Origin of the sequence: Roseomonas sp. CCTCC AB2023176, assembly GCF_042259275.1 — a bacterium.
In the GTDB taxonomy this organism is placed as follows: Bacteria; Pseudomonadota; Alphaproteobacteria; order Acetobacterales; family Acetobacteraceae; genus Roseomonas.
Genome location: NZ_CP170086.1, coordinates 4,562,703 through 4,578,424 on the forward strand (window position 1 = coordinate 4,562,703; position 15,722 = coordinate 4,578,424).

The 15,722-nt window shown below is 74.1% G+C and carries 15 protein-coding genes and 1 pseudogene; 9 read left to right on the plus strand and 7 right to left on the minus strand.

What is annotated here, in order from left to right:
• Positions 1–149: 149 nt before the first annotated feature.
• From ACE7GA_RS22840 to ACE7GA_RS22860, 5 genes and pseudogenes are all read right to left on the minus strand, one after another.
• Positions 150–833 carry an MlrC C-terminal domain-containing protein gene (locus ACE7GA_RS22840; RefSeq protein WP_376100486.1) on the minus strand — a complete coding sequence of 228 codons (684 nt, stop codon included), beginning with the start codon at positions 831–833 and terminating at the stop codon, positions 150–152.
• Positions 810–1,684, minus strand: a pseudogene (locus tag ACE7GA_RS22845) (M81 family metallopeptidase); the annotation flags it as partial. The pseudogene ACE7GA_RS22845 and the gene ACE7GA_RS22840, both read right to left, overlap by 24 nt.
• A gap of 76 nt (positions 1,685–1,760) precedes the next feature.
• Entirely contained in the window at positions 1,761–2,702 is a 942-nt protein-coding gene (locus ACE7GA_RS22850; RefSeq protein WP_376092035.1) for a neutral zinc metallopeptidase, read from the minus strand.
• Positions 2,703–2,804: 102 nt separating this feature from the next.
• Entirely contained in the window at positions 2,805–3,536 is a 732-nt protein-coding gene (locus ACE7GA_RS22855; protein ID WP_376092038.1) for an aspartate/glutamate racemase family protein, read from the minus strand.
• Between the two features lie 5 nt (positions 3,537–3,541).
• Positions 3,542–4,261: a hypothetical protein gene (locus tag ACE7GA_RS22860; RefSeq protein ID WP_376092041.1), complete on the minus strand. Its 720-nt coding sequence runs from the start codon at positions 4,259–4,261 to the stop codon at positions 3,542–3,544.
• 47 nt (positions 4,262–4,308) lie between these two features.
• On the opposite strand from ACE7GA_RS22860, the gene ACE7GA_RS22865 reads away from it, so the two are divergent.
• Both ACE7GA_RS22865 and ACE7GA_RS22870 read left to right on the plus strand, forming a co-directional pair.
• The gene (locus ACE7GA_RS22865; protein ID WP_376092044.1) at positions 4,309–5,562 is read left to right on the plus strand and encodes a M20/M25/M40 family metallo-hydrolase; all 1,254 of its coding nucleotides are present in this window, start codon (positions 4,309–4,311) and stop codon (positions 5,560–5,562) included.
• A gap of 85 nt (positions 5,563–5,647) precedes the next feature.
• Positions 5,648–5,995, plus strand: coding sequence for a hypothetical protein (locus ACE7GA_RS22870; RefSeq protein WP_376092047.1), 348 nt, complete (start codon positions 5,648–5,650; stop codon positions 5,993–5,995).
• A gap of 108 nt (positions 5,996–6,103) precedes the next feature.
• On the opposite strand, the gene ACE7GA_RS22875 is transcribed toward ACE7GA_RS22870, so the two are convergent.
• On the minus strand, positions 6,104–6,625 hold the full coding sequence (locus ACE7GA_RS22875; RefSeq protein WP_376092050.1) for a 2'-5' RNA ligase family protein: 522 nt from the start codon (positions 6,623–6,625) through the stop codon (positions 6,104–6,106).
• A 122-nt stretch (positions 6,626–6,747) separates the two neighbouring features.
• Between ACE7GA_RS22875 and ACE7GA_RS22880 the strand changes: the two genes are divergently transcribed.
• The 7 genes from ACE7GA_RS22880 to ACE7GA_RS22910 all read left to right on the plus strand — a co-directional run bounded on the left by ACE7GA_RS22880 (position 6,748) and on the right by ACE7GA_RS22910 (position 14,513).
• Positions 6,748–9,003, plus strand: a complete 2,256-nt coding sequence (locus ACE7GA_RS22880; RefSeq protein WP_376092053.1) for an L-lactate permease — start codon at positions 6,748–6,750, stop codon at positions 9,001–9,003.
• Between the two features lie 102 nt (positions 9,004–9,105).
• Complete coding sequence (dctP, locus tag ACE7GA_RS22885) at positions 9,106–10,143, plus strand: TRAP transporter substrate-binding protein DctP (protein ID WP_376092056.1); 1,038 nt, start codon at positions 9,106–9,108, stop codon at positions 10,141–10,143.
• Positions 10,144–10,205: 62 nt separating this feature from the next.
• Positions 10,206–10,793 (plus strand): TRAP transporter small permease, encoded by a 588-nt coding sequence (locus ACE7GA_RS22890; protein WP_376092059.1) that lies wholly within the window; start codon positions 10,206–10,208, stop codon positions 10,791–10,793.
• A 178-nt stretch (positions 10,794–10,971) separates the two neighbouring features.
• Positions 10,972–12,249, plus strand: a complete 1,278-nt coding sequence (locus tag ACE7GA_RS22895) for a TRAP transporter large permease (RefSeq protein WP_376092062.1) — start codon at positions 10,972–10,974, stop codon at positions 12,247–12,249.
• A 38-nt stretch (positions 12,250–12,287) separates the two neighbouring features.
• Complete coding sequence (locus ACE7GA_RS22900) at positions 12,288–12,911, plus strand: transglycosylase SLT domain-containing protein (protein ID WP_376092065.1); 624 nt, start codon at positions 12,288–12,290, stop codon at positions 12,909–12,911.
• Positions 12,912–12,981: 70 nt separating this feature from the next.
• Complete coding sequence (locus ACE7GA_RS22905) at positions 12,982–13,626, plus strand: DNA-3-methyladenine glycosylase family protein (protein ID WP_376092068.1); 645 nt, start codon at positions 12,982–12,984, stop codon at positions 13,624–13,626.
• On the plus strand, positions 13,626–14,513 hold the full coding sequence (locus ACE7GA_RS22910) for a metallophosphoesterase (RefSeq protein ID WP_376092071.1): 888 nt from the start codon (positions 13,626–13,628) through the stop codon (positions 14,511–14,513). The genes ACE7GA_RS22905 and ACE7GA_RS22910 overlap by 1 nt, the downstream gene beginning before the upstream one ends.
• Here ACE7GA_RS22910 and ACE7GA_RS22915 read toward each other — a convergent pair.
• Positions 14,488–15,708 carry an FAD-binding domain-containing protein gene (locus ACE7GA_RS22915; protein ID WP_376092074.1) on the minus strand — a complete coding sequence of 407 codons (1,221 nt, stop codon included), beginning with the start codon at positions 15,706–15,708 and terminating at the stop codon, positions 14,488–14,490. The genes ACE7GA_RS22910 and ACE7GA_RS22915 overlap by 26 nt on opposite strands.
• Positions 15,709–15,722: the final 14 nt, after the last annotated feature.

The following is a 15,722-nucleotide window of genomic DNA, read 5'->3' on the forward strand; positions in this document are numbered from 1 at the left end:
GACCGCGAGTCGGCGGAGCGGCTGGCGGTGCAGCTCGGCCCGGGCTTCCGGGTGCTGGACTTCACCAACTTCTCGCCGCGCCCCAGTCGCGGGACGCTCGAAGTCTGGCTGCCGCGCCGTGGCGAGGACGTGGTCGGCGCCGCCGGAGTCTACTGAACCGCCGCGCCGCGCCAAGCCGCGGGGACGTGCCGGAAAGGAAGGACGGAGAGGTCCAGCGACGCCGGCCCGGGGCAGTCGCATTCCACGATCGCGCTGCACCGCTCCGCGAAGGCCGCGCGGAAATGGTTCTTGCCCTTGTCCGCCAAAAGCCGCGTCGCGGACAGGTCGATGCCGTGCAGCGCGAAGAAGGCGGGGTCCACCGCCGCCTCCTTCCGCGAGGTCACGATCACCCGCAGCGTTCCCGCGCGCAGCACGCAGGTCGGGCCAAGGTCCATCGGTGCGCCCCGCTCCATCGGTCCCTCGTTCACGAAGCGGCCTTCGGTCAGGCGCTCGACCGTGCCGCGGAAGGGCACGGGCGGCCCGAAGGCGCCCGTGGTCCGCGCGCCGAGAGGCCGCTCGAGCATCTGCCCTACGCCCGCGGCGCGCGCCGCCTTGACCGTGTCGGGGTCGTGCAGGAAGGCGAAGACCGTGGCGACCGGCGGCGGGTCCTCGACCAGCGCCCGCAGCATCTCCGGCGTATCGGCGATGCCGCCGGAGAACGGGTTGTCCGCGGGATCGAGCAGCGCGACGAGGCCGGGCGGCGCGGCGAGCGCCAGCGCCAACGCCTCCCGCGGCGACGGCAGCGAGACGGCGAAGCGGCCACGCCGCGCCGCGATGGCCGCGGCGATGCGCACCGCCGCATCGGCGGCGGCCGCGCCGTCCTCCGCCCAGGCCATGCCGGAGGCACCGGCATGCGGGGAGTCGCCCCAGGCGAAGCCGCCGAAGGGGAAGGCCTCCCGCACCCCGGCTTCCTCCAGTTCCGCGGCGATGGCCCAGACCTCGGCCATCGGCCCCTCCGCCGAGCGCATATGGAAGGAATGCAGCACCTGCGGCAGCTTCGCGACGGCGCCCTGCGCGGCGGCGCGCCGCCCATCGCGCGCTCCAGCAGGCCCAGCGCGCGCCGCGCGGCGGCGTCCATGTCCACATGGGGGTAGGTCCGGTAGGCGCTGGCGCCGTCGAGCAACTGCGTCGCCTCCTCCGCCATGTTCGCGTGGAAGTCGAAGGAGGCGGTGACCGGCACGTCCGCTCCGACCGTCGCGCGCACCATGCGGAGGATCGTGAGGTCGGCTTCCGGATCCTCGGCGGAGACGCAGGCCCCGTGCAGGGACAGGTACACGCCGTCCGGGCGAATGTCCCGCAGCCCCGTCGTCACCTCCATCAGCCAGTCCCGCAATACCTCCTGCGCCATGGGCCCGCCGGGCTGTGCGCTGGCGCAGCGGAGCACCCGCGCGTCCCAGCCCGGCCGCTCCGCCAGGAACGCCGCGACGGCACCGATTTCCGTCGCCGTTCCGGAGAAGCGGCGCAGCGCCTCCCCGCCCTCGATCCATTCGCGCGAGGCGAAGGCATCCCGCTCCGTAGGTACGGGGCTGAAGGAGTTCCCTTCGAACCAAAGTCGGGCGACGGCGATGCGCGGCATGGGACGCGTGTAGCACCGCGACGCGGCCCGTTCAGCGGCCCGGTGTCTGCGATGCCCGAGCCGACGCATCAGCCACCACGGTGCCCGAGGACGTCGGCCGGCGGTCGGAGCCGGCGGCCGACGTCCTCCATTCGGACCGCCGCCGTCAGCCCGCCGTCTGGAAGGTGTCGCAGGCCCGCAGGTCGCCGCTCTCCAGCCCGCGGCGGAACCAGGTCACGCGCTGGCGGGACGTGCCGTGCGTGAAGTTCTCCGGCGAGACGCGGCCCTGCGTGATGCGGTCGTCGCCGACGGCGGCGGCCGCGTTCAGCCCCTCTTCGATATCGCCATCCTCCAGGATGTTCCGCGCGCGGTTCGCCTGGTTCGCCCAGACGCCGGCGAGGCAATCAGCCTGGAGTTCCACCTGCACCTGCAGCGCATTCGCCTCGGCGCCGCGTCCGCCACCCTGCGCGCGCTGTACCTGGCCCAGCACGCCGAGCAGGTTCTGCACGTGGTGCCCGACCTCGTGCGCGATGATGTATGCTGCGGCGAAGTCGCCGCCCGCGCGCAGACGCCGCTGCAACTGCGCCATGAAGTCGAGGTCGATGTACACCTTGCGATCGTTCGGGCAGTAGAAGGGCCCGGTCTGCGCCTGCGCGGAACCGCAGCCCGATTGCGTCGCGCCGGAGAACAGCACGAGCGTGGGCTCCTGGTAGCGCCGACCCAGGCGTTGGAACTGCTCGTTCCAGACGCGCTCGGTCTCGCCGAGGATCTGCGCGACGAAGCGCCGGCCCGCATCCTCGGATTGCGGTGCCCCCGACGGTGCCCCCGACGGCGCCCCCGAGGGAGTGCCTGACGCCGCGCCACGATCGGCTTGCGCGCGCGGGTCGAACCGCGGATCGGCGGGGCGCCCCTGCGGCGCCGGCGCGTAGCCCGGATCGGAGCCGCCGCCGCCGAGCGAGGTCAGGTCCACCCCGAAGAACAGCGACAGCAGCAGCAGGACCACGCCGCCGATCCCGCCCACCGCGATGCCGCCGCCCTGGCCGCCGCCGAACCCGCCGCCGCCGCGGCGGTCGTCGACGTTCTGGCTCTCCGGTCCGTCGAGGCGCATGGCTGTCCTACCGTGATCTCGCGGGCAGAACGTCCCGCTCGCGTCCCCGGTTGCGGTCCCGGTTGCGCCGCGCCTCGGGGCCGGACCCGTGCCGAAGCCGCGTCAGCCCAACAGCAGGGCCGCGAGGGCCGGCGAGACTCCCGACACCGCCCGCCCGCGCGGCGCCGCCATCGTCCCGGTCCGCGGCTTGGCGGGGCGCAGGCCGACTAGCGCTTCCGCCAGCCGCACGGCGCAGGCGATGCCGTCGAGCAGCGGCACGGGCGAGAGGTCGCGCAGCCGCGGCTCCATCCCCGCCATCGCCGCACCGCCGAGGACGATGCTGTCCGCCCCCGCCTCGACCAGGCCTGCGATGGCGACGCGGACCTTCTCCGTCGCGACGTCCGGATCGGCCAGAACCTGCGGCGGCGTGACGTCCACGCCGGCAAGCCCCGCCAGCCGCGCCGACAGCCCATGGCGCGCGATGAGCTCGCGGTACATCTCCGTCGCCCCGAGCGTGACGAGGCCGAAGCGCGCGCCGAGCATGTGCGCGGCCAGGCAGGCCGCCTCCGTCATGCCGACCACCGGGCATGGCATGACCTGCCGCGCCGCGTCGAGCGCCGTGTCATGGGATACGGCAAGGACGACCGCGTCGACGCTCCCCGCATGCTCCGCCAGCAATTCCAGCAGCGCGTGCGCCGCCACCGCGTTCTCGGCCCGTGTCGAGATGACGGCCGGCCCGAAGCGCGGCGTCGCCGGGACGACCTCCGTCCCTTCGGAACAGGCCGCGCGCGCGGACGCCGCGCAGACCTCCGTGATGGCTTCGGTCGTATTGGCGTTGGCGACGAGAATCCGCATGCCGCTCAGCGTAGCGGTGCGAAGGCGGCCGCGGCCAGACGCGTGGGTTCGGTCCGCGCCGCCGCCACCGTCGCGCCGCGGGCCTGCGTCGCCCAGACGAGGAAGGGGTTGAGCGCGAGGATGTCGCCCGCCCGCATGTCGAGCGGCAACGCCAGCGACGCGTCCGCGGCGGCGGCCGCCAACGCCGGGACTACCTCGGCTGCCAGGACGGAATCGTCCCAGCGCCCGGCATAGACCCCCTCCTCCGCCGAGAAGACCGCGACCCCCGTCCCGGCCTGGCGCTCGTAGAGCGCGGCCAGCGCCGCCCGGTCCGTCCGCAGCAGCAGGTTGTGGACCGACGCCGCCGCGACGAGGCTGCGGGACGCCGCCTCCGGCGCGCGGACCAGCAACGCGTCGCAGGCCTCCGCGTGACGCGTGCCGCCCGCCGGCACCGCCGGGACGGGCTTGCCGATCCGCCGGGCGATCTCCATCAGGGTAAGGGACGGATCGCTCCCGGCCGGGAGGCCGCGCAGCAGCGCGAAGCCGCGGCCGTGGTCGAGGCGGTTGCGCAGCTCGGCGGCCAGCGCGTCCAGGCGCGGCGTCGCCCCGGCCGCGCCGATCTCTGCGGCGTGCTCGGCCCCGAGGGGGATCATCCATTCGCTCGGCGGCACCTCGGCCGGCGTCCAGGCGAAGGGGCCCGTCCAGGGCACGATGCGCCGCGGCGTGATCGTCAGGGGGTCACTCATCGCACGGACCCTACCGGCGGCGCCCTACCCCCGGCACCCCCTTCCCCGTGAGCGGCCCCGCGTCCACCCTGGCGCCGTTCGCGACAGGACCGACGATGGACGCCCCGCACCTCTCCCCGGCCCAGGCCCTCCCCGAAGCCGCCGGTCCCGACGCCGCCGCGGCCGCGCTGGCCCTGCCCTTCACGGCCGCCGAACTCCTCGCCCGCATCCGGCCCTGGGTGGAGATCGAGAGCCCGACCTTCGACGCCGCCGCCGTGAACCGCCTCATGAACTTCGCCGCGCGGGAACTGGCCGTGATCGGCGCGCGCGTCGAGCGCATCCCGGGACGCATGGGATACGGCGACTGCGTCCGCGCCCGCTTCCCGCATCCGGACGGTGACGCGCCGGGCATCCTGGTCCTCGCGCACCTTGATACGGTGCACCCCGTCGGCACGCTCGACGTCCTGCCGTTCCGCGAGGCCGACGGCCGCTGCACCGGCCCCGGCATCTGCGACATGAAGGGCGGCACGGTCCTCGCCGTCGAGGCGCTGCGCGCGCTGTCACGCGCGGGCATCCCGACCTCCCGCCCCGTCACGGTCCTGCTGACCTCCGACGAGGAGGTCGGCTCCCCCTCCACACGCGACCTGATCGAGGCGGAGGCCGCGCGGCACGCCGTCGTCCTTGTGCCCGAGCCCGGCCGCCCAGCCGGCGAGGGCCCGATGGGCGACGTCGTCACGGGCCGCTACGCCATCGCGCGTTTCAACCTCCGCACCACCGGCCGTCCGAGCCATGCCGGTGCGATGCTGTCCGAGGGCCGCTCCGCGATCCGCGAGATGTGCCGTCAGGTCCTCGCCATCGAGGCGATGACGACGGAGGCCGCGACCCTCTCCGTCGGCGTCCTGCGCGGCGGGCAGTGGGTCAACTGCGTCTCCACCCATTGCGACGCGGAGGCGCTGAGCATGGCCAAGCGGCAGGCCGACCTCGACGCCACGGTTGAGAAGATGCTGGCGCTGACGAGCGGCGCGCCGGACGTGGCGCTCTCCGTCACCCGCGGCGTCACGCGCCCGGTCTGGGAGCCGGACGAGGGCACGATGCGCCTCTACGGCCTCGCGCGCGGCCTGGCGGCGCGCCTCGGCCACCCGCTGGGCCATGGCAGCGCCGGCGGCGGGTCGGACGGGAACTTTACGGGCGCGATGGGCATCCCGACCCTCGACAGCCTCGGCGTCCTCGGCGGCGACTACCACACGCTTCGCGAATACATCCGGCTCGACAGCCTCGTCCCCCGTGCGCGCCTGCTCGCCGGAATGATGACGAGCGCATGACGTCGCGCGCCGCGCACGCGAGGGTTGCTTGCAGGCGGCGCGCCGGGTGACATTGTGCCACCTGACCTCGACGGACCCCTCGCCGATGCGTGCCCTCGCCCTGCCCATCCTCGCCGCGCTGCTCGGCGCGGCACCCGCCTTCGCGCAGGGAACGGCCCAGATCGGCCGCTCCTCCGGCGTCGTGCACGGGCAGTCCTGGAATTCCGGGCAGCAGGACCTCTCGGGCTACAACAGCAGCGGCGCGGGAGCGCGTCCCACGACGCGATCCGACCTCGTCCGCCAGCGCGCCGCGGCCGCGCAGGCCCAGCAGCGCACGACCACGCAGACCACGAGGGCGCAGACCACGACGCGCCGGCCGACGCAGCAGCGCACGACGCAACAGCGCCCGCGGAACACGACGGCGTCCAACGCGCCGGCGAGCACGGCAAACTAGCGTCGGCTTCGAAGGATCGGGGTCGCGGCCCGGGCGGGGCGTCTGCCGCGACGAGGCGATGACGGCGCCGATCCGTCCGACGTCGCCCCGCTCATGGCCTGCAGCGGCTCAGGGACGAAGTTCGCCGCGAAAATCGAAGGAGCCCGCGGCCTCCCAGGGTCCGCCGCGGTAGCGCCAGAGCAGCAGCCCTTCGCCCCGCGCGTCCCAGGGCTCGAACGCCGCGCGCATCTGCTCCAGCAGTTCGCGTGCGACCTCCGGTGCGACCTTGTTCTGGACCGTGACATGCGGCCGGAACCCACCAGCATCCTGCCGCGTCAGCCAGGCCGACCAGCGCGCCGCGAGCCCCGTGCGCAGCGCCCGCAGCGCCGGCGCCTCGACCGACAGGGCCACCCCGCGGCCGAGCGGCAGCAGCCCCGAGAACCGGATCGGCAGCGCGGGCGTCGCCGCGCAGACCTCCGCGAGCGCCGCGGCGACCCCCGCCTCCTCCTCGCCCGGCAGGGCGTGGAACAGGGTGAGGTGCGCGGGGATGTGGTTCCGCGCCGGCGGGAAATGCGCCCGGCGCAGCGCATCCAGCCGGACGAAGGTCGTGTCGTCGAAGCGGAGCGTCAGGATCAGCGGCGCGTCATCCATGCGCGCGCAGATGGCCCGGGGCGCGACGGACGCGACCCCTGCCGATCTGACGTGCCGCGCCGTTCGGGTCTAAGGTTCGGCCTGAATTCGGATGGGGACCACTCGGAATGTTTCGTGTCGCATTGGCGCGTCGGCTCGCTGGGGCGGTGCTGGCCCTGACGGGGCTGGGCGTCGCGGCCTGTGCGCCGGGGGCAGGTCGCCCGACCACCGCCTTCGAGCTCGCGCCGAGGGCGGGGGCGGGGGCGGAGCCGGGCGACACCTGCGCGCCCCAGGTCACCCTCTTCATCAGCGCCGCCGATCTGCTCGGCGCCGCCCGCCCGGCGCCCGCGACGACTCCCGCCGCCCTCGCCGCGGAGATCGCGGCGGAGAACGCGGCGATCGACCGGCTCCGCGTCGCCTTCGACGGCCTGCGCTACTGCCGCTGGAGCGAGGTCCGCTTGATCCGCACCGAGGCCCGGGAAGGCCGCCTTCCCGCCCCGCAGGCGCGGGAGCGCCTCGCCGCCGCCGGCGCACGCTTCCGGCGGGAGGTCGCGCGCGCCGCGGAACTGCGGTCGCAGGTCGCCGCGCGGGCGCCGCGCCAGGAAGCCGCCGTCCAGGCCGCCAGGCCCGGCGTGCGCATCACGGCCGCGGCCGCGCGGCCCGAGGATAGCGCAGCCCGCGTCATCGTCACCGCCTCCGTCCCCCTGCGCCGGGAGCCCACGCCCACCGCGCGGGAAATCGCGCAGCTCCGCCCGGGGCAGGAGGCGAGCGTGACCTCCGCGGCCGACGGCTTCGTCCTCGCCGTCACCGGCGCGGCGCGGGGCTATGCCCGCGGGGATGCCTTCGCCGTGCGGGAAGACGTGCGCGCGGGCGGCGACCTGCGCACGCTCCTCGCCTCCAACATCGCGAAGCGGGAGGCTTTCGCGGAGGCGGTCACGCTCGCCGAACCTCTGCCGAAGCCATCTTCGAGCGGTCGCTGTAGCCAGGCGCATCCCGCCGGGATGACGTTCCTCCTCCAGGCGGCGCCGCTCGTCCTGCTGCTGGGTCTGCTGGCATCCGGCCGGGTCGGGCCGGTGCCGGCCTGCCTCGCCGCGCTCGCCGCGGCGCTGCCGGCCGCTTCCGTGTCGCTGCCCGCGGGGACGGACCTGCTGCACTTCCTCCGGGCCGAGACGCCGCGCGCCCTGTTCCTCGGGGCGCAGCCCGTCGCCGTGCTCGCGGGCGGGCTGCTGTTCAGCGTCGCCGCGGCGCCCTCCGCGGCGGCGCCGGCGGCGCTCACGCCCCGTGCTGCCTATGTCCGCGCGATCCTCGCCGGGTCCTTCGTCGAGAGCGTGACGGGCTTCGCGGTGGGCGCCGTCGTCGCGCTGTCCGCGCTGCGCGGCGGCGGGCTGCCAGGTCCCGCGGCGGGCGCCCTCGCCCTGCTGTCGCTGAACCTCGTGCCCTGGGGCGGCCTCGGGCCGGGCACCGGACTCGCGGCGGCCGTCACGGGCATCCCCGTGGCCGAGCTGTCCTGGAACACCGCGCTGCCGCACGCCGCCTGGTTCCTCGCCCTGCTGCCGGTCACCTGGGCCGTCCTGACCCGCTCGGGCGTCCCCGTGCCGGCCCGCGAACGCGCGGCGCAGGCGGCGATGCACGCGGCCGTCGCCGCGCTGCTGCTCGTCTCGGCACGCTTCCTCCCCTTCGAGGTCGTCGGGATCGTGGCCACGGGCCCGGTCCTGCTCCTCGCACTCTGGCGCCTGGACCCGCCGCGCGACGCCGCGGCCTGGCGGCGGGCCGCAGCGGCGCTCGGCCCCTGGGTGGTGCTGACCGCCTGCCTCCTGCTGGCCCGGACATGGCACGGCGCGCCGTCCTGGCGGCCCTACCCCGACCTGCCCCCGGTCCCGCTGACCCACGTCGCCGCCGTGCTCTGGGCGGTGTCGCTCGCGCTGCTCGCCTCGCGGGCCGACGGCTGGTCGCGCCTCCGCGGCGCCCTGCCGCGGCTGCGGCGCCCGGCCGCGGCCATGCTGCTCTACGTCCTGCTCGGCCGATGGCTGGCCGGGGCGGGAGTCGCCGCCGCCCTCGCCACCGCCCTCGCCGCCGCGCTCGGGCCCCTCGCGCCTTACGCGGTGCCGGTGCTCGGCCTCCTCGCGGGCGTGGTGACGGGCAGCAATGTCGGCTCGGTCGCCGCGCTCATGCCGGTGCAGCAGGGGCTGGGGGCCGCCGCGGGCCTGCCGACGGTCCTGGCACCCGCCATCCACAACTTTGCGGGCTCGGTCGGCGCGCCCGCCTCCTTCGCCGCGACGGCGCTCGTCTGCGGCCTGCTGGCCGATGGAACGCGGCCGGCCGACCTCTGGCGGCGCATGGCGCCGTCGCTCGCCGCCGCGCTGCTCGTCGGCTGGGCCGCCATCGCGCTCCTGCGCTGACGCCGCGTGGACAGGCCCGCTTGGAGAGGCCCGCTTCGACAGGCCCGCTTCGACAGGCCCGCTTCGACGGGCCCGCGTGGACAGGCGGAGGCCACGACGGCAATGTCCGGCACCGAGGCTGGCGCCGAACGCCGCCCGCATCCATCCAGGAGAGACGCCCATGCCCCTGCCCCCCGCCGCGCGCTCGCGCCGCTGGCCCTTGCCGCCGCGCTGGCCGCCGCCCCCGCGCTGGCGCAGACCACGATCACCGTCCAGCACCCGCTCCCCGTCGCGAGCCACTACGGCGCCGGCGCCACCGCGCTGAAGGAGGCCTTCGAGGCCGCGACCGGCGGCCGCTACCGCGTCAACATCCAGCGCAACGACAACGAGCGCGAGGTGATCGAGAGCGTCCAGATCGGCACCGTGGACTGCTACATCGGCTCCACCGGCCCCGTCGGGAACTTCGTGCCGGAGACGCGCGTCTTCGACGTGCCCTTCCTGTTCCGCGACTACGCCCATGCCCGCGGCGTGCTCGATTCCGACATCGGCCAGGGCGTGCTGAACCGCTTCCAGGCCCGCGGCCTCGTCGGCGTGGTGTGGATGGAGAACGGCTTCCGTCACCTGACCAATTCCCGCCGCGAGGTGCACACCCCCGCCGACGTGCGCGGCCTGAAGGTCCGCACGATGGAGAACCAGGTGCACATGCGTGCCTTCCAGACGCTCGGCGCCCTGCCGACGCCGATGGCCTTCTCCGAACTCGTGCCCGCCCTGCAGCAGGGCACGGTGGACGGGCAGGAGAACCCGATCCCGGTCATCGTCGCGAACAACCTGAACCAGGTGCAGCGCTACCTGACGCTCACCGGCCACGTCTATTCGCCGGGCATCCTGATCTGCAACCCGGACGTGCTGCGCCGCATGTCCGCCGCTGACCGGACCGCCTTCGACGCCGCTGCCCGCGCCGGGCGCGACGCCAACCGCGCCAAGGTCACGGCCGACGAGAACTCGGGCATCGAGGCGCTGCGCGCGCGCGGCATGCAGGTGACGACGTCGGTGGACACGGCCGCCTTCCAGACCGCGCTCGCCCAGGCCTTCCAGGTCTATGAGCGGGAGCTGGACGGCGCCCTGCTGCGCCGCATCCGCGACTGGCGCCCGGCGAGCTGATCCGGACGACGTGACGGGGGCGCGCGGCAGGGGGCCGCGCGCCCCTTCTCTCGAGGGGGAGGATGGGGCTTGAACACGACGCCCTTGCTTTGGATCGGGGGCTGACCGCGCTGACGGTGCTGGCCGCCCTCTGGGTGGGCACGCCGGCCGGCGCCGGCATCCGGCGCGCCGTGCTGGTGGTGGACCGCGCGACGACCGGGGCCGCGACGGTCCTCGCCTGCCTCGCGCTCGCCGTCGCGGTCTTCGCCGGGGCCTGGCAGGTCGTCGCGCGCTTCGCGACGGAAACGCCGGCCGTCTGGTCGGAAGCGCTGGTGCGCACGGCCCTGATCTGGATGGCGCTGCTGGGCCTGGCGACCGCGATCCGCACCGGTGCACTGGTGTCGATCGACGTCGCGCACCGCTTCTCCCCTCCCCCGCTGCGGCGCGTGCTGGAAGCCGCGGCGCTGGCCACGGCCCTGTCCTTCATGGCCGTGCTGTTCTGGTTCGGCTGGACAATGGCGCAGCGCGTACGCTTCCAGGAGATGGCGGGCCTCGAGGTCTCCATCTCCTGGGGCTATGCCGCGATTCCGGTCGGCGCGGTCTTCTGCATCGTCGGCGCGCTCGCGGGCTTCCTCGACCGCCGCTCCGAGGAACTGGAGGCGGCGGTATGACCGCGTCCGATCGCTGGAGGGCGAAGCCCGCAGGCGTGAATCGGCCGCACAACACCCCCGATCGCTGGAGGGCGAAGCCCGCAGGCGTGAATCGGCCGCACAACACTCCCGATCGCCGGAGGGCGAAGCCCGCAGGCGTGGACCGGCCGCGCTCCCGCGGCCACGCGGGAGAGATCGCATGACCTCCGTCATGCTCACGGCGATGCTGGTCCTCTTCGCGGCCAGCGTTCCCGTGGCACTTGCCATCGGCATCGCGTCGCTCATCGGGATCGAGGGCTACACCCGCTTTCCCCTCATCGTCGCGGCGCAGCAGATCTACATCGCGATGGACAAGTTCCCGCTCGCGGCCATCCCCTTCTTCATCCTCGCCGGCAACCTGATGGATGTCGGCGGTATCTCCCGTCGCCTCGTGGAGTTCGCGAAGTCCATCGTCGGCGGCGTCCAGGGCGGGCTCCCCGCGACCTGCGTCGTCACCTGCATGATCTTCGCGGCGATCTCCGGATCCTCCGTCGCGACGACCTTCGCGATCGGCGCCATCATGATCCCCGCTCTGGTCAAGGCCGGCTACCCCGTGGCCTTCGCGGCGGCGTTGCAGGCGACCGCGGCGGAACTCGGCGTGATCATCCCGCCCTCCATCCCGATGATTCTCTACGGCGTCTCCACCCAGACCTCGATCCCCGAACTGTTCATCGCGGGCTTCGGGCCGGGCTTCCTCATCGGCGGCGCGCTGATCGTGACCGTCCTGATCTGGTGCCGCCTGAAAGGCTGGGGGAAGAACGACGGCGACGACCGCCTGCCCTTCGGCCGTGCGTTGAAGCAGGCGGGCTTCGCGCTGCTGATGCCCGTCGTCGTCCTCGGCGGCATCTATGGCGGCATCACCACGCCGACCGAGGCCTCCGTGGTCGCGGTGGTCTACGCCATCCTCGTCGGCATGTTCCTGCATCGGGAACTCGGCTGGCGCGACCTCTACCCGATCTTCCGGAAGTCGGTGATCTCCTCCTCGGTGATCATGTTCATCATCGCCTGCGCCGCGCTCTTCTCCTACCTCCTGAACCGGCAGGGCGTGCCGGACGCGGCGGCGGCCTGGCTCGTCGAGACCTTCGACAGCCAGGGCATGTTCCTCCTCGGCGTGAACCTCTTCCTTTTCCTCGTCGGCATGTTCGTGGAGACCTCGGCCTCCATCATCGTCCTCGCCCCCATCCTGGCGGAGGCGGCGCAGCGCTTCGGGGTGGACGGCGTGCACTTCGGCACCGTGATGGTGGTCAACCTCGCGCTCGGCATGATCACGCCACCCTTTGGCGTCAACCTCTTCGCCGCCGCGCAGGTGGCGGGGACCTCCATCGACAAGATGATGCCGCACCTCGTCATCTTCATCGCCGTGATCTTCGCCTGCCTCATGGTGATCACCTACGTGCCGGCGATCACGCTCTCCCTGCCGCAGATGGTGTTCCGCTAGCGCTTGCCGCGCCTCGCGCCTGCTGTCAGGACGCCGCGATGACGTCCTGGCCGCGCGCCCTGCTGCTGGCGGTCGCGGGCTGCGCGCCGGCGCCGCCGCCCGACCCCCTACGCCCGCCGACGCCGGCGATGTGGGACGGCCGCCACCCGCAGGCGCACCTTTGGAGCGCGGCGCTGCTCCGCATCCTCACGGCAGACGGCCGCCGCCTGCTCGCGCTGCGCCCGACCGACATGCCGGCCTTCTGCCCGCGCTACGATACCCTGCCCGAACCGGGCCGCGCCGCCGTCTGGCTCATGCTCTTCTCCGCCATCGCGGAGAAGGAGAGCGGCTTCCGCCCCGCCCACACCTACCGCGAAGCCTTCCGCGGCGAGGACGGGCGCCCCGTCATCAGCCGCGGCCTGCTCCAGACATCCTTCGAAAGCACGCGTCACCACGGCTGCGACCACCGCACCCCTGCCGACACGCACGACCCCATCCGCAACCTGCAATGCGGCGTCCGCATCATGACCTGGCACCTGGAACGAGAGCCCCGCATCGGCGGCACGGCGGAGGTGCCGGCCAGCGGCGGCGCGCGCTACTGGGCCGTGCTCCGCCCCGGCCACCGCGAGCGGCCGCTGGAGATCATCCAGGCAAACACGGCGAACCACCCGCTGTGCCGCTGACTGCGGCCCGGAAGACGCTCGCGGCTCGTTGCGGTAACCTGGGCGCGATGACTCACCCCGCCCCGCCGCGATGAGTGCCCGCGCGGCCCGCGCCTTCCTCGCTGCCGATCCAGTCGTCGGGATCGCCGTCCGCCAGGTCGGCCCCCTGCGCCTGACGATCGCGAAGGACCGCGAACCCTACGAGGCGCTGGTCCGCGCCATCGCGCACCAGCAGGTCCACGGCAAGGCGGCCGAGGCGATGCTGAACCGCCTCCTCGCCCTCTTCCCGCACCACGTCTTCCCGCCGCCCGAGGGCATCCTCGCCCTCCCCGACGGCGCGCTGCGGTCCTGCGGCTTCTCGGGCGCCAAGTCCGCCGCGATCCTCGACATCGCGACGAAGGCCGCCGCGGGCTGGGTCCCGACGCGTCGCGCCGCCACCCGCATGACGGATGAGGCCCTGATCGAACGCCTCGTCGCCCTGCGCGGCGTCGGCCGCTGGACGGTGGAGATGCTGCTGATCTTCACCCTCGGCCGCCCCGACGTCCTGCCGGTGGATGATTTCGGCGTGCGCGAGGGCTTCCGCGTCTGCGCGGGCCTCGACGCCCAGCCGAAACCGAAGGACCTGGCCCGTATCGGCGAGGCCTGGTCGCCGTGGCGCTCCGCCGCCTCCTGGTATTTCTGGCGCGCCGCCGACCTCGCCAAGGCCGGCCGGTTCCGCGTGCCGGAGGCCATGTGATGCGACGCCGCACCCTGATCCGCGGCGCGCTCGGCCTGTTGGCGAGCGGCATCGCCGGCTTCGCCTACGCCGCGGGAATCGAGCCCGGCCTGCGGCTCCGCGTGCAGGAATGGCGCGTGCCCATGCCCGGCTGGGGCACCCGCCCGCCGATGACGGTCGCCGTCCTGACCGACATCCACGCCGGAGAGCCGCATATGCCGCTCTCCCGCATCGAGGCCATCGTGGACCGCGCCAACGCGCTCCGCCCGGATCTGACCGTCGTCCTCGGCGACCTGCCGGCGCATCACCCCTATGTCTGGCGTCGCGTCGCGGTGTGGGACGTCGCCCGCACCCTCGCCGGGCTTCGGGCCCCGCTCGGCGTGCACGCCATCCTCGGCAACCACGATTGGTGGGACGACGAGACGGCGCAGGTCACCGGCCGCGGCCCGCCCGCCATACGCCGCTGGCTGGAAGCGGTGGGGTTGAACGTCCTCGCCAACCGCGCCGTGCGCCTGCCGCACGGGGACGGCGTCTGGCTCGCCGGCCTCGACAGCCAATGGGCGTACTGGCTGGGCCGCTGGCGGCACCGCGGCGCCGACGACCTTCCCGGCACGACGGCGCAACTGGGCGACGACGCGCCGGCGATCCTGCTGGCCCACGAGCCCGACATCTTCCCGCACGTGCCGTCCCGCTTCGCCCTGACCCTTTGCGGCCACACCCATGCGGGCCAGTTGCGGCTCTTCGGCTGGTCGCCCTTCGTGCCCTCGATCTACGGCAACCGCTACGCCTACGGGCTGGTCGAGGAGGAAGGCCGCTTCCTCGTCGCCTCTGCCGGCCTCGGCTGTTCCGTGGCGCCCGTCCGCTTCGGCGCGCCGCCCGAGATCACCCTCGTCCACCTGGGCGCCTGAGCAGCCGTTCCGTCAGGTCCGGGATGTTCTCCCGGAACTTGAAGTAGCCGCGCCGCGCCAGCGGCCAGCACGCCTCGTCCCATTCCCGACGCACCCGGCGCAGAGCGATCCCGCGCGCCGCGAGCGCCGCGCGCACCTCCTCCAGCGCCTCGGCAACCGGCCCGACCGGCGCCCAGGGCGTGACGACCGCGCTCAGGCCGGCCTCCGCCGCCCAGCCCGCGACGGCATCGGCGTTCAGCAACCGCCCCGGCGCGTCGTGCCGTTCCGCCGCACGCGCGATGCCGTCGGCTACCGCGCCCCGGATGAAGGCTGCGACGGGCTGCGCGCAACCCGTGACGCTGCGCCGCTCCGGTACCGACATCCCGCCAACCGCGACCACCCGCGCGGCGCCGAGCTCCAATCCGTCCGCCTCCAGGTCGTCCTCGTGCAGCAACAGTCCGACGTCGCCCTTCCCCGCGCCGTCTGCGGGCGGAATCGGCCGCGGTGCGTCGGGGACGTGATCCTCGACGATCGGCGGCGGGTCCTCGTCCAGCACGCCCGCCAGGTCGAAACGCCCTGCCGTGTAGCGCGCAATGTTCTCCTCGCGCGCAACGTAGTGCTTCCCGCGCGTCTGCGTCCCGATCACCCAGCGCCACGACAGGGTGTTCGAGGCGGGGTCGCCATCCAACAGGTGGTGCATGAAGTGGTCGGCCCCGAGCGTCCAGGGCAGCCGCAGGGTGAACACCCAGATCGAGGCGAACCACATGCGGACGTGGTTATGCAGCCAGCTCCGTTCAGTGAGTTCGACGGCCCAGGCATCGAAGGCATCGATCCCCGTCCGCCCCGTGACGGCCCGTTCGAAGGCGTGACGCAGCCCGGCATTCGTCGCGAGCGCGGACCGGTCCCGCGTCGCGCGCTCCCTCGCATCCGCCCAGACCGCCGGACGCATCTCCAGCCAGCCCTTCCAGTAGGTGCGCCAGAACACCTCCTGCAGGAACTTCTCGCTCCCCCGCGCGCCGTGCGCATCGACCGCGGCGCCGGCGACCTCCCACTCCCCGATCAGCCGATGGCGCACGTAGGGCGACAGCGCCGAGGTCGTGCCCGGCGCCTCCGGCCCCGGATCGGTGTTGCGCCCGGTCGCATAGGCGTGCCCCGCGCGCGGGGCGAAGGCGCGAAGCCGCTCCAGGGCGGCAGCCCGCGTTGGATCCATCATCATTCCGCGCATCTGGC